At 39.7% G+C, this 23,245-nt stretch carries 21 protein-coding genes; 9 read left to right on the plus strand and 12 right to left on the minus strand.

Features of this window, described 5'->3' with window-relative positions; translation table 11 throughout:
• Positions 1–9: 9 nt before the first annotated feature.
• A complete protein-coding gene (gene rsmC, locus QP437_RS03320; RefSeq protein ID WP_285266948.1) occupies positions 10–1,002 on the plus strand; it encodes a 16S rRNA (guanine(1207)-N(2))-methyltransferase RsmC in 993 nt (330 codons plus the stop codon).
• 10 nt (positions 1,003–1,012) lie between these two features.
• The gene (locus QP437_RS03325) at positions 1,013–1,510 is read left to right on the plus strand and encodes a YbhB/YbcL family Raf kinase inhibitor-like protein (protein WP_285266949.1); all 498 of its coding nucleotides are present in this window, start codon (positions 1,013–1,015) and stop codon (positions 1,508–1,510) included.
• Positions 1,511–1,586: 76 nt separating this feature from the next.
• Here the strand turns inward: QP437_RS03325 and QP437_RS03330 are convergent, their stop codons facing one another.
• Entirely contained in the window at positions 1,587–1,940 is a 354-nt protein-coding gene (locus QP437_RS03330) for a DUF496 family protein (RefSeq protein WP_049366844.1), read from the minus strand.
• 178 nt (positions 1,941–2,118) lie between these two features.
• Here QP437_RS03330 and serC point away from each other — a divergent pair, with 178 nt between their 5' ends.
• The 3 genes from serC to tpx all read left to right on the plus strand — a co-directional run bounded on the left by serC (position 2,119) and on the right by tpx (position 4,881).
• Complete coding sequence (gene serC / locus QP437_RS03335) at positions 2,119–3,201, plus strand: 3-phosphoserine/phosphohydroxythreonine transaminase (RefSeq protein ID WP_285266950.1); 1,083 nt, start codon at positions 2,119–2,121, stop codon at positions 3,199–3,201.
• A 64-nt stretch (positions 3,202–3,265) separates the two neighbouring features.
• The gene (hisC, locus tag QP437_RS03340; protein ID WP_285266951.1) at positions 3,266–4,375 is read left to right on the plus strand and encodes a histidinol-phosphate transaminase; all 1,110 of its coding nucleotides are present in this window, start codon (positions 3,266–3,268) and stop codon (positions 4,373–4,375) included.
• Between the two features lie 8 nt (positions 4,376–4,383).
• Positions 4,384–4,881: a thiol peroxidase gene (gene tpx / locus QP437_RS03345; protein ID WP_285266952.1), complete on the plus strand. Its 498-nt coding sequence runs from the start codon at positions 4,384–4,386 to the stop codon at positions 4,879–4,881.
• Between the two features lie 37 nt (positions 4,882–4,918).
• Here the strand turns inward: tpx and QP437_RS03350 are convergent, their stop codons facing one another.
• From QP437_RS03350 to gshAB, 4 genes are all read right to left on the minus strand, one after another.
• Entirely contained in the window at positions 4,919–5,704 is a 786-nt protein-coding gene (locus QP437_RS03350; RefSeq protein ID WP_285266953.1) for a Cof-type HAD-IIB family hydrolase, read from the minus strand.
• A gap of 18 nt (positions 5,705–5,722) precedes the next feature.
• Complete coding sequence (gene ybeY, locus QP437_RS03355; RefSeq protein ID WP_285266954.1) at positions 5,723–6,187, minus strand: rRNA maturation RNase YbeY; 465 nt, start codon at positions 6,185–6,187, stop codon at positions 5,723–5,725.
• 1 nt (position 6,188) lies between these two features.
• Positions 6,189–7,277 (minus strand): PhoH family protein, encoded by a 1,089-nt coding sequence (locus QP437_RS03360; protein WP_285266955.1) that lies wholly within the window; start codon positions 7,275–7,277, stop codon positions 6,189–6,191.
• 98 nt (positions 7,278–7,375) lie between these two features.
• The gene (gshAB, locus tag QP437_RS03365) at positions 7,376–9,649 is read right to left on the minus strand and encodes a bifunctional glutamate--cysteine ligase GshA/glutathione synthetase GshB (RefSeq protein WP_285266956.1); all 2,274 of its coding nucleotides are present in this window, start codon (positions 9,647–9,649) and stop codon (positions 7,376–7,378) included.
• 206 nt (positions 9,650–9,855) lie between these two features.
• On the opposite strand from gshAB, the gene QP437_RS03370 reads away from it, so the two are divergent.
• From QP437_RS03370 to QP437_RS03380, 3 genes are all read left to right on the plus strand, one after another.
• Positions 9,856–10,854 carry an iron ABC transporter substrate-binding protein gene (locus QP437_RS03370; protein ID WP_054418009.1) on the plus strand — a complete coding sequence of 333 codons (999 nt, stop codon included), beginning with the start codon at positions 9,856–9,858 and terminating at the stop codon, positions 10,852–10,854.
• A 92-nt stretch (positions 10,855–10,946) separates the two neighbouring features.
• Positions 10,947–12,467, plus strand: a complete 1,521-nt coding sequence (locus QP437_RS03375) for an iron ABC transporter permease (RefSeq protein ID WP_285266957.1) — start codon at positions 10,947–10,949, stop codon at positions 12,465–12,467.
• 13 nt (positions 12,468–12,480) lie between these two features.
• Positions 12,481–13,533, plus strand: coding sequence for an ABC transporter ATP-binding protein (locus QP437_RS03380; RefSeq protein WP_285266958.1), 1,053 nt, complete (start codon positions 12,481–12,483; stop codon positions 13,531–13,533).
• 38 nt (positions 13,534–13,571) lie between these two features.
• Here the strand turns inward: QP437_RS03380 and QP437_RS03385 are convergent, their stop codons facing one another.
• From QP437_RS03385 to QP437_RS03415, 7 genes are all read right to left on the minus strand, one after another.
• A complete protein-coding gene (locus QP437_RS03385) occupies positions 13,572–14,291 on the minus strand; it encodes a TerC family protein (protein ID WP_049372408.1) in 720 nt (239 codons plus the stop codon).
• Between the two features lie 68 nt (positions 14,292–14,359).
• Entirely contained in the window at positions 14,360–16,186 is a 1,827-nt protein-coding gene (uvrC, locus tag QP437_RS03390) for an excinuclease ABC subunit UvrC (RefSeq protein ID WP_285266959.1), read from the minus strand.
• A gap of 9 nt (positions 16,187–16,195) precedes the next feature.
• Entirely contained in the window at positions 16,196–16,954 is a 759-nt protein-coding gene (kdsB, locus tag QP437_RS03395) for a 3-deoxy-manno-octulosonate cytidylyltransferase (protein WP_285266960.1), read from the minus strand.
• A gap of 9 nt (positions 16,955–16,963) precedes the next feature.
• On the minus strand, positions 16,964–17,143 hold the full coding sequence (locus tag QP437_RS03400) for a Trm112 family protein (RefSeq protein ID WP_049372406.1): 180 nt from the start codon (positions 17,141–17,143) through the stop codon (positions 16,964–16,966).
• A 17-nt stretch (positions 17,144–17,160) separates the two neighbouring features.
• Positions 17,161–18,141 carry a tetraacyldisaccharide 4'-kinase gene (lpxK, locus tag QP437_RS03405; RefSeq protein ID WP_285266961.1) on the minus strand — a complete coding sequence of 327 codons (981 nt, stop codon included), beginning with the start codon at positions 18,139–18,141 and terminating at the stop codon, positions 17,161–17,163.
• Between the two features lie 54 nt (positions 18,142–18,195).
• Entirely contained in the window at positions 18,196–19,959 is a 1,764-nt protein-coding gene (gene msbA, locus QP437_RS03410; RefSeq protein ID WP_285266962.1) for a lipid A ABC transporter ATP-binding protein/permease MsbA, read from the minus strand.
• Positions 19,960–19,996: 37 nt separating this feature from the next.
• Complete coding sequence (locus tag QP437_RS03415) at positions 19,997–22,399, minus strand: DNA internalization-related competence protein ComEC/Rec2 (protein ID WP_285266963.1); 2,403 nt, start codon at positions 22,397–22,399, stop codon at positions 19,997–19,999.
• Between the two features lie 262 nt (positions 22,400–22,661).
• Between QP437_RS03415 and dksA the strand changes: the two genes are divergently transcribed.
• A complete protein-coding gene (dksA, locus tag QP437_RS03420; protein WP_014065107.1) occupies positions 22,662–23,099 on the plus strand; it encodes an RNA polymerase-binding protein DksA in 438 nt (145 codons plus the stop codon).
• Positions 23,100–23,245 lie beyond the last annotated feature (146 nt).

Raw genomic sequence — 23,245 nt, forward strand, 5'->3', positions numbered from 1 at the left:
ATTTAAAGCGTGATTTCTCTCGAAAGCGAAGTTTTACAACGCCATCTTCCCCTTTTTAGCGGTAAATCAATTCTTCTTGCCGGCGGCATTAATGATGATTTTCCTCAAATATTGCAAAAACATTGCCAATCTGTGCAGGTTTGGAGTTGGTATTTTGATTATGCCAAAACCCAAAGTGCGGTCAATTTTGAGGTTGAATTTCAGCCGCAAGCCGATTTGATTATTTATTATTGGACGAAGAATAAACAAGAAGTGAATTTTCAGCTGATGCAACTACTCGCCAAAAGTAAAATTGGTCAAGAAGTGTTGATTATCGGTGAAAATCGTTGTGGCGTCCGTTCAGCTGAAAAACTGCTTGAACCTTACGGTGAAATTGGCAAAATTGACTCAGCTCGTCGTTGCGGTTTATACCATTTTTCCTTACAAAAACAACCGCACTTTGATCTTCAATCTTATTGGAAATGCTACCAAAATGATGCATTAGGCGATCTCCGTATTTACAGCTTGCCGGGTGTATTCAGTGCTAATGAACTTGATAGTGGAACATCGCTTCTACTTTCTACCTTAACGTCACCAATTCAAGGCAAAGTGTTAGACGTTGGTTGTGGGGCGGGTGTCATTGGTTCCATGATCAAAAAACATCATCCTAAAGCGGATATTACAATGACTGATATTCATGCAATGGCAATTCAATCCGCTCGCCAAACGCTTGCTGAAAATCAGCTTGAAGGTCAGGTTATCGCAAGCGATGTGTTTTCCCATATTGAAGGGAAATTTGATCTGATTATTTCAAACCCGCCTTTCCACGATGGAGTCGATACCGCTTATCGTGCGGTGAAAGAACTTATTCAACAAGCAAAATGGCATTTAACGGCAGGCGGAGAACTGCGTATCGTTGCTAATGCATTTCTACCCTATCCCGATTTATTAACACAACATTTCGGGAAATTTGAAGTCCTTGCTCAAACTACCAAATTTAAAGTGTATTCCGTGAGAAATTAAGGAGAAAACAATGTTTGTAACCAGTTCAGCCATTCAAAATGGTGCCTTTGAAGACAAATATGGTAAACGCGGCACACAATTTAGCCCAAATGGTATGCCAACCTACTCTATCCCGTTTGAAATTCACGATGCCCCTCAAGGCACTAAATCCTTTGCGGTTGTCTTAGAAGATAAAGACGCAATTACGGCGAGTGGCTTTGTGTGGATTCATTGGCTCATTGCAAATCTTGAACGTACGGTTATTCAAGAAAATGAAAGCCAAACCGCAACAGATTACGTACAAGGTGCAAATACTTGGGCAAGTAAATTAGGTCAATTTGATATTGAAGAAGCCTCATTCTATGGCGGTATGGCTCCGCCAAATTGTTTACACCGCTATGAACTTATTGTGTATGCACTCGATACCAAACTAAACCTCAAACCGGGATTCCGTTTTAATGATCTGCATTTTGCGATGCAAGGGCATATTCTAGATCAAGCTGTGGTGATGGGCACTTATGATGTTTAATCATTTATAGTTCATCCTAAAAACACCATAAAAAATGACCGCACTTCAACAAAGTGCGGTCATTTCTTTTGAGGATTTATAATGTGATTTTATTTGATGAATCTTTCACTAATTTCGCGTGCGCTTTTTTCTGTTCTTTCATCTTATTGCTCGTTTCACGGCGTAAAGTAGAAAGTTCCGCATTGCGAATGTTGTACTCATCCACACGACCTTCATAGTCATCACGCATATTTTCGATAATCGCACGAACATCTTCAATGCTCATATCATCACGAATATATTGATTTAAGTTATCTAATAATAAGACACGTTTTTGGTTATCACGAATTTTGCGGTTGTTGTCTTCAATGTCGCGCTTAAGTTTATTTTTCAAACGATATAAACGCACATACTCTAATACTTCTTGGAAGGATTTACTTACATTTCCCATGATCGACTCTCTCAAAGTTAAAAACAAACTTCGAGTAATGTAGCCTTTTTTTTCGTCCCCGTCAAAAGCTTAAATTTAAATTGATGGATTAGATCAAAAAACTGTTTGATTTAGTTGATTATCCTATTCGGTAGTGGTAAAAATGAAGAATCCATTCAAAATAAAATAAGGAAACACAATGTCAAAAGTCTTTAATTTTAGCGCTGGTCCAGCCATGATTTTTCCTGAGGTCCTACAAAAAGCACAAGCAGAGCTAACCAACTGGCTTGGTCAAGGTGTATCGGTAATGGAAGTCAGTCACCGTGGCAAATATTTTATGGAATTGATTGCTCAAGCAGAAAAAGATTTACGTGAGGTGTATCACATTCCAGATAACTATCGTGTGTTATTCCTACAAGGTGGGGCTCGAGGTCAATTTGCGGCATTACCGATGAACTTAATCGGTGAGAAAGGCAAAGCGCTTTACTTAAATAGCGGCCACTGGTCTGCAACCGCGGCTAAAGAAGCGCGTAACTTTGCTGAAATTGATGAAATTACCATTGTGGAAAATGGTGAGCACACACACATCACTAATCTTGATTTCAGTGACATTGCGGAACAATACGATTACGTTCACTATTGTCCAAATGAAACGATTAGCGGTGTTGAAATTTTTGATGTACCGAATATAGGCAATGCGGTGCTTGTAGCAGATATGTCATCTAATGTTCTCTCTCGTGAAATTGATATTAGCAAATTTGGTGTTATTTATGCCGGTGCGCAAAAAAACCTTGGTCCTGCAGGGATTACGCTCGTGATTATTCGTGATGATTTAATTGGTCATGCACGCCAAGCGACACCATCAATTTGGAATTACGCCACACAACGTGATGCAGACTCCATGATCAATACCCCACCAACATTTGCGTGGTATCTCTGTTCATTGGTCTTCAAACACATTCAAGCAATCGGCGGCTTAAAAGAAATTGCAAAACGTAACGCAGTGAAAGCACAAACCCTTTATGACTACATTGATAGCAGTAAACTCTATCGTAACATAGTGGCTAAAGAAAACCGTTCAACCATGAATGTCACATTTGTGACAGGCAATCCTGAACTTGATGCTAAATTTGTCTCAGAATCTACCGCTGCCGGTCTTCAAGCTTTAAAAGGTCACAAAGTATTAGGTGGTATGCGCGCCTCTATCTATAACGCGATGCCATTAGAAGGCGTACAAGCACTCATTGAATTCATGAAAAAATTTGAAGCTGAAAATAGCTAATTATCTGATTAACTAAACTCAACGTGCGGGCTGAAAGGCCCGCTCGTTTTTATAAGGAAAGCATATGCAATACATCAACGTCGCCAATCAAGGCGTAAAATCTCTTTCACCTTACCAAGCCGGAAAACCAATCGAAGAACTCGAGCGCGAATTAGGCATTACTGATATCGTTAAACTGGCCTCAAATGAAAACCCTTTCGGTTTTCCTGAAAGTGCGAAAAAAGCCATTCAAGCCCAACTTGATCATTTAACGCGCTACCCTGATGCGAATGGTTTTGAACTTAAAGAGGCTATTGCAAAAAAATTTGGTGTGCAACCAAACCAAATCACCCTTGGCAATGGTTCTAACGATTTATTAGAGCTCTTTGCTCATACCTTTGCGGGTGAGTATGATGAAGTGATTTATTCACAATACGCCTTTATTGTTTACCCTTTAGTGACCAAAGCCATTAACGCTGTCGCAAAAGAAATTCCTGCTAAAGATTGGGGACACGATTTAAACGGATTTTTGACCGCACTTTCAGATAAAACCAAGCTGATTTTTATTGCCAATCCAAACAATCCAACGGGGAATTTCTTAACGGAAGCAGAATTGGATGCCTTCTTGGCCAAAGTACCTGAAAATGTGATTGTGGTATTAGATGAGGCTTATACCGAATTTACTCATCCAAGCGAACGCGTTAATTCTTTTGCATTACTAGATAAATACCCTAACCTTATCGTTTCTCGCTCCCTATCAAAAGCTTATGGTTTGGCGGGGTTACGTATTGGTTACGCAGTCTCTAATCCTGAAATCGCTGACTTATTAAACCGTGTTCGTCAACCGTTTAACTGTAATAGTCTTGCTTTAACCAGTGCGATTGCGGTGATGAACGATGATGCTTTTGTTGAAAAAGTGGCTGAGAATAATCGGCAAGAAATGAAACGTTATGAAGCCTTCTGCCAACAATATGGCTTAGACTTTATTCCGTCTAAAGGTAATTTTATTACCATTGATTTTAAACAGCCTGCCGCACCAATTTATGATGCATTATTGCGTGAAGGCGTGATTGTACGCCCAATTGCAGGTTATGGCATGCCAAATCACTTACGTATCAGTATTGGCTTACCACAAGAAAATGACAAGTTTTTTACTGCACTTAAAAAAGTGCTTAATTTAGGAAATGAAAAATAGGAGCATTTATGACTCAAGTAACAATGATGGGTAATCCCATTGAAGTAAGCGGCAACTTTCCCAAAAAAGGAGAGAAAGTGACCGCACTTACGCTAACCAATAAAGAACTCGCTAACGTCACGCTTGATACTTATGCAGGAAAACGCAAAGTTTTAAATATTTTTCCAAGTATTGATACAGGTGTATGTGCAACTTCTGTCCGCAAATTCAATCAACAAGCAGCTAATTTAAAAAATGCTGTGGTACTTTGCATTTCAGCTGATTTGCCTTTTGCACAAACACGATTCTGCGGTGCAGAAGGTATTGAGAACGTAGAAACGCTTTCTACTTTCCGTCATAAAGAAGCCCATGAAAACTTAGGGGTAAACATCACAACAGGTCCAATCGCAGGTTTAACTGCACGTTCAGTAATTGTTTTAGATGAAAACAACAATGTGCTACATAGTGAACTGGTGTCTGAAATTAAAAATGAACCAAATTATGAAGCAGCACTAGCCGCACTATAATGAATAAGGCGCTTTTTTATAGAAAGCGCCTTTTTATTTATTCAGGAAAAATCTCATTCAATATCAATGCAATCCCATCATCATTATGCGAAGCGGTGACGCGATTGGCGGCTTTTTTAATCTCATCGGGAGCATTGCCCATTGCAACGCCTAATCCCACACTTTCTAGCATATCTAAATCGTTAAAGTTATCGCCGAAAGCAACACATTCTTCCATCTTCACATGAAAATAATCTTCAAGAAAACGTACCGCGTTACCTTTTGTCGCGGATTTATGCATCACTTCAAGGAAATTCGCATGAGAACGGCAAATACTTAAATGCGTGAATTTCTCTTTCAAGATTTGCTCAATAGCAATCACTTCATCTGTTTCACCAATGATTTGAATTTTATGTGGAGAATAGACCGCACTTTCATCATAAGGATCAATCTGAATGCCTGTCACGCTACGTTCATAAATCACCCATTTATTATCCAAATCGCGAGCGACGCAATCATCATAGGTATAATAATTGACACCTAGTGCAGGATGGTCTGCTAATACTTGATTAATGGCTTGAATATCAGCGGGATCAATTTGTACCGAATAAATAGGCGTGGCGTTTTTATCTAAAATCAAGGCACCACTAAATGCCACAATGATGTTGTAGTTTTCAATGAGTTTCGCATAAGGCCAAATACCAAGCGGCGAACGCGCAGAGATTGGTGTAAATGGGATACCTTGTTTTGTAATGCGTTGAAGTGCATCTAAGGTTTTAGGCGAAATTCGATGATCGGAAGTTAATAAAGTACCATCAAAATCGCTGAATACGGCTTTATACATAATTGCTCCAAATCGTCATTATTTTTCGGAAAGATAAGGGTCAGCAAAGCCCAAACCCTGCATAATTTCAGTTTCTAAACTTTCCATTTCTTCGGCTTCATCATCTTCAATGTGATCGTACCCCAACAAATGTAAGCTGCCATGCACAATCATATGCGCCCAATGTGCCATTAAAGGCTTTTCTTGCTCGATAGCTTCGCGTTCTACTACCTGGCGACAAATCACCAAATCGCCCAACAGCGGTAATTCCACTTCGTCAGGACATTCAAAAGGGAAAGACAATACATTGGTTGGACGATCTTTACCACGATAAGTCAAATTCAAGTCATGACTTTCCGCTTCATCCACAATACGTACTGTCATTTCAACATTATCACTTTCTGGTTGAACTGCAGCGGTTGCCCATTGCAGAATTTGCGCTTCTGATGGCAAGACTTCTGTATTTTCACAGGCCAGTTGCAAATCGATAATCATATTGCCCATGTTATTCTCCTAAATTCGTTTCATTTTCTGACCGCACTTTTTGCTCACGTTCAGCTCGACGCTGCGCTGCGATTTCTTGGCGACGAATTTCATCTTGAGCTTCCCATTCTTCGTAAGCCTGCACCACTTTTGCCACCACAGGATGTCGTACAATATCTTTACTCTCAAAGTAGTTAAAGCTCAATTCCGACACTTTGCTTAATACTTCCATGGCGTGGCGTAAACCCGATTTTGTGCTGCGCGGTAAATCGATTTGAGTCACATCCCCTGTAATCACGGCTTTGGAATTAAAACCAATACGAGTCAAAAACATTTTCATTTGTTCAACTGTTGTATTTTGGCTTTCATCTAGAATAATAAAGCTGTCATTGAGTGTGCGACCACGCATATAAGCCAATGGCGCGATTTCAATCACATTACGCTCCATTAATTTTTGTACACGTTCAAAGCCAAGCATTTCAAATAACGCATCATAAAGTGGTCGTAAATAAGGTTCAATTTTTTGGCCTAAATCACCCGGCAAGAAACCTAATTTTTCGCCCGCTTCCACCGCAGGACGAGTCAGCAAAATGCGACGAATTTCTTGGCGCTCTAATGCCTCAACAGCAGCCGCTACGGCTAAAAAGGTTTTCCCTGTGCCAGCGGGGCCAATCCCAAAACTAATATCGTGCGTAAGAATATTATGTAAATACTGAATTTGATTTTCACCACGCGGTTTAATCAAACCTCGCTTGGTTTTAATTGTGGTGCTATAGACGTGATTTTCACTGCGTGACTCACTGCCCTCTTGCGATAACATTCTGCTCTCTTGCAAGGCAATATGCACATCTTCCAAATCAAGTTCTTTCACTTTCCCCTTAATTGGCGCTGTCTCCACATATAATGCTTGGATTAATCTAGCTGCACGCTCAACTAATTGCTCATGATGTGGTTTCGGACTTTCATCGTTAGATTTCACCGTGAAAGTGAAATTATTGCGGGAAATATTGAGTTTAAATTCTTTTTCAATCAGTTTGATATTTTCATCAAATGCCCCACAAAGGGATTGCAGACGATCATTTTCTTGAGGTTCTAAGGTAAAAGTTGTCATTAAATTTCATTTTAGAATTGTGAATACTGTTTCCATTTTAGCCTAATTACGATGAATGTAAAACGGGCTTCACCAACTGATGAAGCCCGATAACTAAATTAAGGTAATTCAGGGAAAAGCATCTTAATCACATTCATTGTCAATCGTCGAGATTGTCCACTAAATGGGAAAATATGCATCATCATCATAGGATTAAAGTTTGCCTCAATCACACCCCACGAATGTAGGCTCGGTTCTGCCGGCTTTTTCAAATCAGGAATAATCAAATCCACGCCACACACTGCCGCCCCCATTGCTTTGCTAATCCCGACCGCAATTTCTTTGTAACTGGCATGCATTTCATCCGTCATATCAATAGAATCGCCGCCTGTACTAATATTGGAATTCGCACGTAATTGGACAAGTTGATCTTTCGCTGGAATAGAATCCACAGTTAAGCCTTGTTCCTTAAGCTGCAACTGCTCAATATCCCCTAATGCAATTTTTTTCAATGGTGTTCGACTACCATCGCCCCGTAAAGGATGATCATTTTTAGCCGCAACTAATTCAGCAACGGTATGTACACCATCTCCAATTACATTTGCTGGAACACGTAATAAGACGGCTAACGTTTGATCCCCCAGCACAAAGAAGCGATATTCAGTGCCAAGTAGATAATCTTCAACCATGATCTCTTTATCTTCACGGAAAGCAATCTCTACAGCTTTTGCAAAATCATCTCGATCCGTTACACCTTGCTGGAAAATACTAATCCCTAAACCAAAATTCGTTGATTTTGGCTTAATCACGACGGCTCGATTTTCAAAAAGTGGGAAATTTTCGACCGCACTTTTCACATCGGTAAACTCGATGCTTTGCGGTACATTAAATCCTGCTTTCGCTAACACTTTCTTCGTCACCACTTTATTTTCCATAATGAGTGGAGAAATATAGCTATCGTGAGAAGTCATATTACCGTTTTTCACATATTCCAAATGATCGCCAAATTGAAGACTGATAAATTGATCGCGTTCATCTAAAATCTCAATCTTTAGCCCTTTTTGGATTGCATCAAACAATAACGCTTGTGTGGACAGTTCCATATTATCAAACGCAGTTAATGCATAAAAACGTTCAAAGGCTTTTGCTTTATTAGATTGCGCAATATCGGCCCCTAATTGTTGGTAACTGCCGACCTGTTCAATTGCCGCAACCACTTTGGCACAAAGCGTTTGGCTTGGATCCGCAAATTGTCCTAATTTGTCTTTAACAATCGTTTTAATCTCATCACTCACATTAAGTTGCTCAAGCATTTTGAGCATTTCAAGGAGGACTAATTCGCCTTCTACCGCATAAACGCTTTGCTGTCTTGGGTCTTCCCATGCCACTTCAGCAAGACGTGCTTTGCCTAATTTTATACCTTCTTGATCAGCGGTATCATCAAGCCATGCCATTAACAAAATAAAATAATGAATGAATTTCGCGTCAGCGAGTTCCATTCCATAAGGTGCAAACGGATTGAGATCAAACAAACGAAATTCTAAATATTGAATTCCTTTTTGAAGTAAATCGCGCGCTTTTTTAGCGCCACGCAAACGTACGCTTGAGTAAAACTCTTTTTCCGCAATCAAATCACCCGATTTCACCCAGTGTTCTAATGTCTCAACATACTCTTGCAAACTGTCATAAGAGACGTGGATCTTTGGATCATTCACATAACCATATTTCCCTGAACGTAAACTCCGCACATATTGATGCGGTTTAAGGGGGGAATTGCCTCTGAAATATTTATCCTCTACCGTCGGTGTTGCAGAAAACAAGTAAAGTAAAATCCATTGATAGCGTAAGAAGTTCTTCGCTATTTTTAAGTAAAAATTATTTTGAAAATCAACCGCACTTTGTGTTTCATTTTGTGCATGAAATAAGGCATCAATAAACTTAGGGTCAATTTGAAAATTGTAATGAATACCACTGACCATTTGCTTATATTTACCGTAAGACTGGACTAAATGCTCACGATAAGCCACATCTTCCTGATTATCTAATTGTGCAACCTTAATGTGTTCTTCTGGCGGTAATCCTGCAGGCATACTAAAAGGAAAAATAAATTCATCCTCCGGTAAAGTTCGCAAAGTCACTTCATGAATGGCTGAAAGCCAACGTAGTGTATCCTCTAACTTTTTCATAGGGGGAGTCACCAATTCCAACTGACTTTCTGCAAAATCAGTTTGAATATAAGGGTGAAAACGACGATTACCAAAAGCTTTAGGATGCGGTGACGTCAAAATTGAACCATCTGCATATACCCGTTGACTTTCCTTTTCAATCCCAAACGACCCTTGCTGGAATAAGAGCTCTAAATGATGTTGTTTAATGATTTGCTGAATATTCATATCCGTCCTTATTAGAAATTTCTACTAGACATTATGGAGAAAAATCAACATAGGACGAAGTAAAAAAATAGAATGGGATATGAAATTTTGATATAAGAGAAAAACATCTGAGAATTATTTGCATTATCTCTTTTAAATATATTAGAATGGGACGAATTTTATTTTCAGAAAATGGGCGATTTGCCCGATAACATAAAGGAGTTTTCATGAAAATTAAGCACTTCCAAATTGCCGCACTAACCGGCTTAATGGCGTTTGCAGGATTCGCTTCTGCAGATATTACTGTTTACAATGGACAGCACAAAGAAGGTTCTCAAGCTGTTGCTGATGCATTTACAAAAGCAACGGGCATTAAAGTGACCTTAAACAGTGCTAAAAGTGATCAACTTGCAGGTCAATTAAAAGAAGAGGGCGATAAAACCCCTGCTGACGTATTCTTTTCTGAACAAACTGCACCTTTCGCGGCACTCTCTGATGCGGGCTTATTAGAACCGCTTTCTGCAGATACTATTAAACAAACTGCACACAAAGGTGTGCCTGTTGCACCGAAAAAAGACTGGGTCGCATTAAGCGGTCGTTCTCGTGTTGTGGTTTACGATCACACTAAATTATCTGAAAAAGACATGGAAAAATCCGTGTTAGATTATGCAACACCAAAATGGAAAGATAAAATTGGTTACGTTCCAACTTCAGGCGCATTCTTAGAGCAAGTTGTTGCGATTACCAAATTAAAAGGTAAAGATGCCGCTCTTAAATGGTTAAAAGGCTTAAAAGAAAACGGTAAACTTTATGCGAAAAACAGCGTTGCTCTTCAAGCGGTTGAAAATGGTGAAGTACCAGCAGCGTTAATCAACAACTATTACTGGTATACACTTGCAAAAGAAAAAGGTGCTGATAACCTCAAAACACGTCTTTACTTCATTCGTCATCAAGATCCAGGTGCATTAGTGACCTATTCTGGTGCAGCGGTATTAAAAGGTTCTAAAAATAAAGAAGAAGCGAAAAAATTCGTTGATTTCTTAGCAAGTAAAGAAGGACAACAAGCGTTTGTTTCAGTACGTGCAGAATACCCACTTCGTACCGATGTGGTTTCTCCATTTAACATGGAACCTTATGCGAAATTAGAAGCGCCTGTTGTTTCGGCAACGACTTCTGAAGACAAAGACAACGCCAATAAACTTATTGAAGAAGCTGGTTTGAAATAAGTTTAATTTGCTATGCAATATAGGGCGTGTAATACACGCCCTTCTGTTATTTACTCTACTTATTTTACACTAATATTTTAAAGGATTTTTCTGTGTCTAATCGCCCACCTCGCTGGCTTATAGCCTTAATCGTGCTGATTAGTTTGCCATTATTACTCCCTTTTTTATATGTTATTGAGCGTGCTGCAGATGTCGGATTGGCTCGCAGCATTGAATTACTTTGGCGCCCAAGAATGTGGGAATTGCTCAGTAATACCCTACTTTTAATGGTATTTGTCACACTTTTTGCCATTATTCTCGGCACACTATGTGCGTTTTTATTAGAACGTTATCGCTTTTGGGGAAAAGGCTTTTTCCAAGTAGCCATGACGCTCCCTCTTTGTATTCCGGCTTTTGTCAGTTGTTTTACGTGGATCAGTCTTACCTTCAGAGTGGAAGGCTTCTGGGGAACCATCGGCATTATGACGCTGAGTTCTTTCCCGCTTGCTTATCTCCCTGTCGCGGCGACCTTAAAAAGACTCGACCGCTCTTTAGAAGAAGTGAGCCTTTCATTAGCTAAAAGCCAGGCTTACACATTTTGGCATGCGATTTTTCCACAACTCAAACCCGCCATCGGTAGCAGCGTATTATTAATTGCGCTTCATATGTTGGTAGACTTTGGCGCCGTGTCTATTTTAAATTACCAAACCTTCACTACGGCAATTTTCCAAGAATATGAAATGGCCTTTAATAACAACACCGCCGCCTTACTTTCTGGTGTGTTAATGGTGATCTGTATCTTTGTTGTGATGGGGGAAATTCGTTTTAGAGGCACACAAACACTCTATCAAAGCGGCAAAGGCGTAATACGTCCGTATCCATTGAAAACCCTCTCAGCAGGAAAACAAATTTTAGTCGTAAGCTTTTTCACGACCATTTTTGTGCTCAGTATTGGTGTGCCGATTACTATGCTGATTTATTGGCTAACCGTGGGAAGTTCCATTGAAGGTGCGGTCGATTTTGGGGAATTTTTTACCGCCTTCACAAATTCACTGACTATATCAACACTGGGTGCAACACTTACCGTTATTTGTGCACTACCATTGGTATGGGCTGCGGTACGCTATCGCAGTAAATTGACGATTTGGCTTGATCGAATCCCTTATCTACTTCACGCTGTGCCAGGGCTTGTTATCGCATTATCATTGGTCTTCTTTACCATCAACTATGCCTATTCCCTTTATCAAACCTTTGCCATGGTTATCGTCGCCTACTTTATGCTTTATCTTCCAATGGCACAAACGACCTTGCGGAGTTCGCTTGAACAAATGTCTAGCAACATTGAAAAGGTAGGACAAAGCTTGGGCCGTAGCAACTTTTATATTTTCCGAACCTTAGTCATTCCGGCTATGCTACCAGGGATTGCTGCTGCCTTTGCTTTAGTGTTCTTAAACTTAATGAAAGAGCTCACCGCAACCTTATTACTGACCCCTAATGACATTAAAACGCTTTCAACTGCGGTGTGGGAATACACCTCTGATGCACAATATGCGGCTGCAACGCCTTATGCCATTATGTTAGTGCTATTTTCAGGGATTCCTGTATTTTTACTGAAACGATACGGTTTTAAATAACGAGAAGATAAAAATGACAACATTACTCGACATTAAAAATTTGAATAAATCCTTTAACGGACACCAGGTTCTACACAATATCTCTCTGCAATTAGAGAAAGGTGAAATTCTGTTTCTTCTTGGCGCATCTGGTTGTGGAAAAACCACCTTATTGCGTAGTATTGCTGGTTTTGAACAACCAACAAGCGGTGAGATTTGGTTAAAGAATCAACCTATTTTTAAAGAAAACCTCAATGTGCCAACCCAGCAGCGCAAATTAGGGTATGTGGTACAAGAAGGCGTGTTATTCCCTCATTTAAATGTTTACCGCAACATTGCTTATGGTTTAGGCGATGGTAAAGGAAAAACGGAAGAGGAAAAACAACGAATACAGGAAGTGATGAAACTCACGGGTATTAGCAGCTTAGCGGACCGTTTCCCTCATCAGCTTTCTGGTGGTCAACAGCAACGTGTTGCACTTGCTCGAGCACTTGCACCAAGCCCTGAATTAATCCTGTTTGATGAGCCATTCAGTGCATTAGATGAGCATCTGAGAAATCAAATTCGTTACGATATGTTACAAGTATTAAGAGAAAGTGGTTCCTCTGCCGTATTCGTGACCCATGATCGTGATGAAGCGCTATGTCATGCAGACAAAATCGCAGTGATTCAAGAAGGAAAAATTCTCCAAATTGCGACACCTAAAACGCTCTATTGGTCACCTCAGTATTTGTCTATTGCTAAATTTATTGGGGACAGCATTATTCTTCCTGCAACATTAAAAAGCGATGGCATCGCGACCTGTCAATTAGGTGAAATTGCCATCGAAAATAAAGGAAATGGCCATACGCAAGGGGAAGTGTTATTCCGCCCTGAGCAATTCTCTCTTGCGAAAAAAATCCAAGATCCGACCGCTTCTTTTAACGGTGTGATTAAGCGAATTGAATCAAGAGGACGAGCTATCAATATTTGTATTGATGTTGGTGGTTATGAATTGAATATCAATGAAGATCTCATTAACGAATATCATACTGGCGAACAAGTCACCATGTATTTGTATGGGAAAGGGGTATTCTATAATGACTAAAAAAAGGCGGAACACATTGTTCCGCCTTTTTATATGATTTAATGACCAAGTGATTTTCGCATCTTGATGTTGAGCATTTCAACTACTGTTGAGAAGCCCATTGCAAAGTAAATGTAGCCTTTTGGAATATGAATATCCAAACTTTCAGCAATTAAACTTACTCCAACTAAAATTAAGAATGCTAAGGCTAAAATCTTCAATGTCGGATGGGTATCAACAAAATTACCAATTGGTTTCGCTGCAAACATCATCACACCTACTGCAATCATAATTGCCAAAATCATCACTGGAAGGTGGTTTGCCATCCCTACCGCAGTAATCACTGAGTCTAAAGAAAACACAATATCTAAAATCGCAATTTGGATTAATACACCCAAATAACTGACTTTCTTCTTATTATTCTCTTCTTCATGATGTGATTCAGGATGCATCGCTTCTTTGATTTCACCTGTACTTTTCATAATCAGGAATAAGCCCCCAAGGAATAAAATCAAATCGCGACCCGAAATTTCCTGACCGACTAAAGTGAATAGTGGCTCCGTTAATTTCATCATCCAGGAAAGAGAAACAAGAAGTAAAATACGAGTAATCATCGCTAATCCAAGACCGATAATACGACCAGATTGGCGTTGATTCGCGGGTAAACGTCCTACTAAAATACTAATAAAAATAATGTTATCAATACCCAAGACGATTTCAAGAGCGGCCAAAGTAAGCAATGAAATCCATGCTTCAGGATCAACAAGCCATTCAAACATAATATGTTCCTATATAAAATCCGAAAGGTTGAATCATAGACAGTTCACGTAGAAAATCAAGATTTTTCCTAACTTTTTAAGGTCTCGAAAATCTTTTCTGCTAACGCTTTAGAAATACCGGGTACAGAGGCGATTTCATCCAACGTGGCATTTTTGACACCTTGCAATCCACCTAAATATTTCAACAAGGCTTGACGTCGTTTAGCACCTACCCCTTCAATGGTTTCCAATCCACTTTGGGTAAAGGCTTTTTGGCGTTTTTGACGATGACCGCTAATCGCATGATTATGGCTTTCATCTCGAATATGTTGGATTAAATGCAACGCAAGACTATCATCCGGCAAATGGATTTCACGATCTTGTTTGCTGATAATCAACACCTCTTGTCCTGCTCGACGATCTACACCTTTTGCAACACCAATTAAGTGCGGTCGGTTTTTATCCCATTTTACGTTGAGGTGATGAAAAACCTCTAAGGCACGATTAAGCTGCCCTTTACCACCATCAATAAAAATAATATCGGGAATTTTATCTTCATCAAGATCGCGGTCGTAACGTTTCTTTAAGGCTTGCTCCATCGCTGCATAATCATCACCACCCGTAATACCTTCAATATTAAAACGGCGATAATCTGATTTCAGTGGGCCTTCTTGATTAAATACCACGCAAGATGCCACGGTTTGATTACCCATCGTATGACTAATATCAAAACATTCCATGCGTTTAATTTCAGGCATATCGAGCAATTCACAAAGCGCTTGATAACGTTCGTACATTCGGGAAGATTGTTTAAGTTGAGTCGCTAAGGCCGCTTTGGCATTAATTTGTGCCAACTGCAAATACTTGCCTTTATCGCCTTTAGCAGATTCTTGTATCACCACTTTTCGGCCGGCTTGTTCAGTTAATAAGGCCTCAAGCTCCGCTTTTTCATCTAATTTATGATCCACAATAATACTATTAGGAATACTTCTGCCCTGATGACCTTGCAAATAGAACTGCCCAACAAAAGTGGCTGTGAGTTCAGATAAATCTGTATTAGCAGGCACTTTCGGAAAATAACTGCGATTGCCCAATACTTTGCCTTGACGAATAAACATTACCTGAACACAAGCTAAACCGTGCTGATACGCAATGGACATAATATCCATGTCATCCAAACGCTCATTGGAAACAAATTGTTTTTCGATAACAGCACGAACCGCTTGAATTTGGTCACGATAACGTGCCGCGCCTTCAAAATCCAAGTCTCGGCTCGCCTGCTCCATTTTGCCAATGAGATAATCTAATACTTGCTGATCTTTTCCTTGTAAAAATAGTCGTGCTAATTCAACTTGTTGGTTATATTCCTCATCAGTCACATAGCCTGGCACACAAGGTGCGGAGCAACGCCCGATTTGATATTGCAAACAAGGGCGGGAACGATTGTTATAAACCGAATTTTCACATTGACGAACAGGGAATAATTTTTGCATTAACGACAAGGTTTCACGCACTGCACCTGCATGAGGATAAGGTCCGAAATACTCACCTGCAATTTTTTTTGTTCCGCGATAAGAAGTAATACGAGGATGACGTTCTTTCGTCAGTAAAATAAAAGGATAGGATTTATCATCTCGCAATAATACGTTATAACGAGGTTGGTAAAGTTTAATAAAGTTATGCTCAAGCAATAATGCTTCGGTTTCAGAAGAAGTAATGGTTGTATCAATATGATGAATTGATGCCACCAAGGCTTCTGTTTTTTTGCTGCTTAAGTTTTTGCGGAAATAGCTGGAAAGTCGCTTTTTGAGATCTTTCGCTTTGCCCACATAAATAACCTGATCTTTATCGTCATACATACGATAAACACCGGGTTCATGAGAAACGTCTGAGAGAAACTTCTTGGAATCAAACATCAGTAAAAACTACGCCAAAATTGACCGCACTTTTTCTAAATCTTCAGCCGTATCCACACCAACAGCCGGGACTTCTTTCGCCAATTCCACATAAATACGCTCACCGTACCACAATACACGGAGTTGCTCTAACTTCTCTAAGTTTTCTAACTGCGTTGGTGCCCATTGCACATATTGTTTAATAAAGCCCGCACGGTAAGCATAAATACCAATATGGCGAAGATACACATCTGCAAGTTGTGCCTTTGAGATATCCTCTAATTGCATAAACTGATCACGATCGTAAGGAATCACTGAACGAGAGAAATATAAAACGTAGCCATCTTTATCAGTAACGACTTTCACCGCATTTGGATTAAATAACTCTTCCGCTTCATGAATTTTTACCGCAAGTGTCGCCATATTCACGTTAAACTTCGCTAAATTGTCTGCCACTTGACTCACAATGACGGGGGGAATTAACGGCTCATCCCCTTGGATGTTTACAATAATTTCATCATCAGCAATACCAAGCTTACTCACTACTTCCGCTAAACGCTCTGTACCGGAATTATGCGCTTCTGATGTCATACACACTTCTGCCCCAAAAGCTTTTGCTGCCTTTTCAACTTGTTCGTTATCTGTTGCAATAATTACTCGGCTTGCCCCTGATTGTTGAGCTTTCTCAAAAACATGTTGAATCATAGGTTTACCGGCAATATCTGCTAAAGGTTTACCTGGTAAGCGGCTCGATGCAAAACGAGCAGGGATAATAACTGTAAATGACATAATCATTCCTTATTCTTTCAATGTTTCGGCTTTCTCTGCCAACAAAACCGGCACGCCGTTCTCAATAGGATACGCCACTTGCTCAAAAGGGCAAATAAGCCGTTGATTTTCTTGATCGTATTTCAATCTTGCCAAACAACGTGGACAAGCGATCACGTCTAATAATCGAGGATTGAGTTTCTCACGCATATTTCACTCGAATAGAGTTAAACTAAATGACGGATTTTTTCCCACAATTGTGGAAGTTTTTGGCCTTGGTTTTCAGCCTCAACAATCTCCGCATCAACTGGAACATACCACCAATTCTCTTTAGCAAACGCTTGGCATTTTACGGCATCCTTTTCGGTCATAAAGAGCGGTTGATTTTCAGCGAGTTTTTCTAACAATTGTTGCTCAAAATGTTGATGATCTTGAAAAGCTTTCGTATTTTCTAAACGAACATTTAAATTTTCCAACATCGTGAAAAAACGTTGAGGATTGCCAATTCCCGCAATAGCTGAACCTTGGGTAAACTCACTTAGCAAGCGTTTTTCTGCTGTCACTAAATTAATCGCATAGTGAGGAACTAACGTCATAATGGCATCAGAATAAGCATTTTTTCCGCCATTAGTAATCACAAAGTCCACACTTTTTAAGCGACTTGGTAATTCACGTAAAGGCCCAGCGGGTAATACAAAGCCGTTCCCTAAAGCACGTTCTGCGTCCATCACCACAATTTCAATATCACGCTGCAACTTATAATGTTGTAATCCATCATCCGAAATAATCAGATCGCAATCCTGTGTTTTCAAAAGTAATTCGATAGCGTGTTGACGATTCGGTGAAATCACCACAGGCACACCTGTTCTTTTGGCAATTAAAACAGGTTCATCGCCCCCTTGAACAGGGTCTGTTTCCGGTGTGACAAGCAAAGGATAGGTTTTTGATTGGCTACCATAGCCACGAGAAATCACGCCTACACGTAATCCTTGTTTTTGTAACTCTTCAACTAGCCACACCACGACAGGGGTTTTACCGTTTCCACCAACAGAAAGATTACCAACAATAATGACGGGCTTCGGGGATTTATAAGAGGATAAGATATTCAGGAAAAATAATGCTCGGCGAATTTGGCTAATCAACCAAAATAGCAGTGAAAAAGGCAGGAGCAACCAAGCAAGCTTTGAATTAGAGTACCAAAAAGGCATTTTCATTTATCCTATATTGATTTTGGGCGAACACATTGGTTCGCCCTTATTATTTTATCCGCTAAACTGCATACTGTGTAATTGTTTATACGCGCCATCAAGTGCTAATAAATCTTGGTGTGTACCACGTTCTTTAATTTCACCGTGTTCAATGACTAAGATTTCATCGGCATTTTCAATGGTTGATAAACGATGGGCGATAACCAATACCGTACGATCTTTTTTCAGTTCTTCTAATGCAGACTGAATCGCACGTTCAGATTCGGTATCAAGAGCAGACGTCGCTTCATCTAAAATTAAGACAGGTGAATTACGTAATAACGCACGAGCAATGGCTAAACGCTGACGTTGACCACCAGAAAGACTTGCTCCATTCTCACCAATAACGGTATCAAAACCTTGCGGAAGTTTCTCGATAAACTCAAGGGCATAAGCTGCTTTTGCTGCTTCGATTATTTGCTCACGGCTGTATTTATCTTCTGCTGCATAGGCAATATTATTGGCAATCGTATCATTAAACAAATGCACTTGTTGAGAAACAACAGAACAATTCTCACGTAAATTAGATAAACGATAATCTTGAATTCTCACGCCATCTAATAAAATCTCACCTTCATCAATATCGTAGAAACGCGTCACTAAATTGGCAATGGTTGATTTACCCGAACCTGAACGCCCCACTAATGCCACAGTTTTGCCTGCGGGCACATAAAAAGAGATATTATTTAAGGCTTTCTCTTCTTTACCCTCATAAGCAAAACTCACATTTTTAAATTCTAAATCACCTTTTGCAGGTTCTGCTTTATATGTGCCATTATCTTTTTCAGTTTCTAAATCTAAGATAGAAAATAATGTCTGACAAGCAGCCATGCCTCGTTGGAATTGTGAGTTCACATTCGTCAAGGATTTTAAAGGACGCATCATCGCTAACATGGAAGAAAAGACGACAGTGAAAGAACCTGCGGTTAAATTATGCTCCGCAATTAATGGTGTGGTTGCCAAATAAAGCACCGCGGCTAACGCCAAAGAGGCAATCACTTGCACGACAGGATCTGAAATGGCATCAGCAGTCACCATCTTCATGCCTTTACGGCGCATATCGTTACTCACTTTATCGAAACGCTCTTCTTCCACTAATTGCCCACCAAAAGAAAGCACCACTTTATGCCCTTTTAGCATTTGTTCCGTCGCAGAAGTTAATTCCCCCATAGAATCTTGCATATTTTTACTAAGCTTACGGAAGATCTTCGATACAAAGCGAATAAGCACCGCAATAATTGGCCCAATGACGAAAAGAACCAATGTCAATTCCCAACTGGTATAGAACATCACCACGAGCAATGAAATTAAATAGGCCCCTTCACGGACAATAGTCACTAATGAATTAGAGGAAGAATTGGCAATCATTTCTGAATCGTAAGTAATACGAGAAAGCAATTTCCCCGTTGAATTACGATCAAAGAAACTTACTGGCATAAACATTAAATGTTTAAACAAACGGCGACGCATAATCATCACCACTTTGCCAGAGACCCAAGCCAAGCAATAGCTGGAAATAAAGTTAGTCACACCACGCAACATAATCATACCAACCACAACAAACGCCATCAGTTTTAGGAAGGAATGATCGGCTTTCCCAAACCCATCATCGAGCAACGGCTTAAGCATATAAATCAGGCCAGAATCAGCCAATGCATTAAAAACGAGAGCGACAGCAGCGACAAATAAACCCGATTTAAAAGGTGAAATCATCGGCCATAAACGCTTAAAAGTTTGCGAGGTTGAGAAATCTTTATCTTGCATAGTTTGTTCTTGCATCACATTGTCTTAATAAAAATTGGCTGCATTGTACCTGTTATTTCGGGGATAATCCAATTACACGGGCAAACCAAGGTGAAAAATCTCCTCTCGCCTTTTCAATTTCAATGCCTTTTTCAGTAAAATTTAACCTTATATGACCTGAAATAGCCGTATTTTCGACCGCACTTTGATAACGATTTAATCGTTCAATCACCGTTGGATGAGGAAAATTCCACGCATTCCATCGTCCGCTTGAAATTAAGGCAAGATCAGGTTTCGTCTGTCCCAGTAAAAACTCGCTTGTTGAGGTTTTACTGCCATGATGCCCCACCTGTAACACATTAATTTTGCCTGCTTTTTCAGCAAAAGAGCTTTCTGTTGCCACATCAGCATCACCGGTTAAAAGGATCTGATACTCTCCATCCGTGAATAAAATCACGCAAGATTGGGGATTATCTGCCCTGTCTGTAATTTGCGTCGGTGAAAGAACTTTAAAATCAAGTCCTAGCCACTGCCATTGCTTCCCCTGAAGACAAAAAGTGCGGTGCGTTTCACCATAGTTTTTACGAGAAGGTGTAATCAGTTCAATCTCTGGATATGCGGCTAAAATCGCTTTAGCGCCACCTGAATGATCGTTATCATCATGGCTTAAAATCAAGGTTTCAAGTTCAATGCCTTCTCGTTGAAGATAAGACAATATTTCTAATTCTGCCATGGAAGATCCACCTATCCCACTCTGCCAAGCGGGCCCCGTGTCATACAACACGCCTTTCCCCTCTTTTACAATTAAGGTTGCTAAACCTTGTCCAACATCTAACGTATCTAACTGCCATTTGGGTTTCATGATATATCGATACCCAAGCGTACTCATACAAACACTTAAAATAAGGATTACGCCCAATAGAGCTTGTTTATAATCTTCTGGCAGTAAGATTTTTGTACTATTTAACGTGAAAAATCGACTCGATTTTAACGGTGTGTTTTTTGTTTGAACTTGAGATACTAAATACAATCCATATAACATTCCGCCAAAAACAAGACTTAAAAGTGCGGTCAGAATGAGGGATAAATTAATTGAAATTGGCATATACGAGTCTTGGAAAAAACTGAGGCATTGTGTAATACCTTGAGCAATCGCATTTGAAAGATGCCAAGAAGAAAATGCGCCATTCGTTAACACCGCAAAGAGAATCAAGGGTACAAGTAAGAAGCTATATAAGGGCACTGCAATTAAATTCGCCAAGAATCCATTTAACGCCAAGCCATTAAAAAAGAAAAGCTGAATGGGCGTAAATAAAATCAACAACCCAAACTGCAAATGAAACAAGCCTAAAATCCACCGCACTTTGTTGGATAATTTTTGATGCTGCCACTCAAAGATTGATAAGGGAACATATCGGTACCACACAATCAGACAGGTAACAGCACCTACTGAAAGCCAAAAGCTCACCGAAAGCGGCATAAGCGGATCACAAAACAGTAAAAACGCCACCACTAAACAAAGCATTTGCGAAGGCGTGTAATATCGTCGCAAAAATTGAAAGATTGCAATAAAAAATAATGCCATCATTGCACGAAAGGTCGGTAAACTAAATCCTGCTAAATAGGCGTAACCTAAAGCAATCAACACGCCAAAGCAAAGCGGAAACCAGGGCGAAATAAAGCGTGTAGGCAGTGCACGTTGCAATAATCGAGCAAAGAAAAAGCCTATCCCCATTGCTAAACCGATATGGAGTCCTGAAATAGCAATCAAATGTGCCGTATTCGTTTGTTGATAAATCAGCCACGTTTTATTATCCAGCCAAGCCCGTTCGCCAAATGCCAATGCGATAAGCAAGCCTTGCAAAGAAAGTCCTTCCGTCTGTTTGAGGCTATTCTGTAGAAAATCTGTGCGGTAAGAAAAATCGTCTCCAATTTTGACCGCACTTTTCACATTCCCTACGGCAATAATCCTTTTGGAGAAATACCATTTATGTCGATCAAATCCTCCATGATTTAATCTCGCCGAAATAGGACGAAGCTTTACATCAGCCCGCCAAATTTCGCCGAGTTGTGGTTTTTCTGGTGCTCTCCAATTAATAAAAATTTGTTGTTCTGCCCCATCAAATAAAGACGTCGTCGCAACCAACGTTTGATAATCTTGCTGATGAAGAATTTCTGAGATGTGAAGATCTAACGTGATTTTATTCGGTAAGCTGGATATTTTTTCTGCTTGAGTCAACAACGATAAGGCTTGTGAATGCACGTAAGCTAAGATAAGTAAAAACCAAATGCCGTTAATGCAAAAATTTCTGACTTTAAAATAATTGAACCAATGGAAACAAAATGCGGTCATAACCAACAATAAAATGCTCAGCCCCGCTCGTTGCCAGGTAAACAGTAAAAAATCGGGCACGACAAGTAAAGAAAAGGCTGAAATGATGAGCATGATGCACAGTTGAAATAACGTGAGTTTCATTTGGAGTGTGATTTATAGCGAGAAAATAAGGCAACCTAGCCTTAACCTCATAAATAAACAAATAATTACGCCATTTTTTGCGATCTCGATCGCAAAATTTAAATTTCCGGGCTAAATTTATTTGCTAAATAGATGAAGTTCTGCTATTTATATCGCCCTTAAAATAACTAGGTTCTTATATCAGCTATTTTAGTGGTAAGAACTCATCACAAAAAACAAGACAGGACGTCATTAAATTCTGTACTATTATTAGGAGTTATCAATGTCTAAGGCATCTCTAAGTTTGCTGGATTTAGCCGGTGTTACACCTTATCAACCAAAGAAAGATGAGGAATACATGAATGAAGATCAAATTCTTCATTTCAGAAAAATTTTAACTGCATGGCACGAGCAAATTGTGGAAGAAGCATCAAGAACTGTTGCTCATATGCAAGATGAAGCTTCAAACTTCCCGGATCCAGCTGACCGTGCGACCCAAGAAGAAGAATTCAGTCTTGAATTACGTAACCGCGATCGCGAGCGTAAATTAATGAAAAAGATTGAATACACATTGAAAAAATTGGACACCGATGATTTCGGTTACTGCGATTCTTGTGGGGAAGAAATTGGCATTCGTCGCTTAGAAGCACGTCCTACTGCTGATCTTTGTATCGATTGCAAAACCCTTGCTGAAATTCGTGAAAAACAAGTCGCAGGTTAATTGATTCAAATAACCCAACGAAAAAGTGCGGTCAAAAACAACCGCACTTTTCGTGTTTTTATCAAATGCGCATTTAACATAGAGAATGGAGTAAATTATTCTTACTTATATAAAAAATTTATTTGGTAAAAAAACTAAAAAAGAAA

The organism is Haemophilus sp. UMB1048, from assembly GCF_030218125.1.
Classification (GTDB): domain Bacteria; phylum Pseudomonadota; class Gammaproteobacteria; order Enterobacterales; family Pasteurellaceae; genus Haemophilus_D.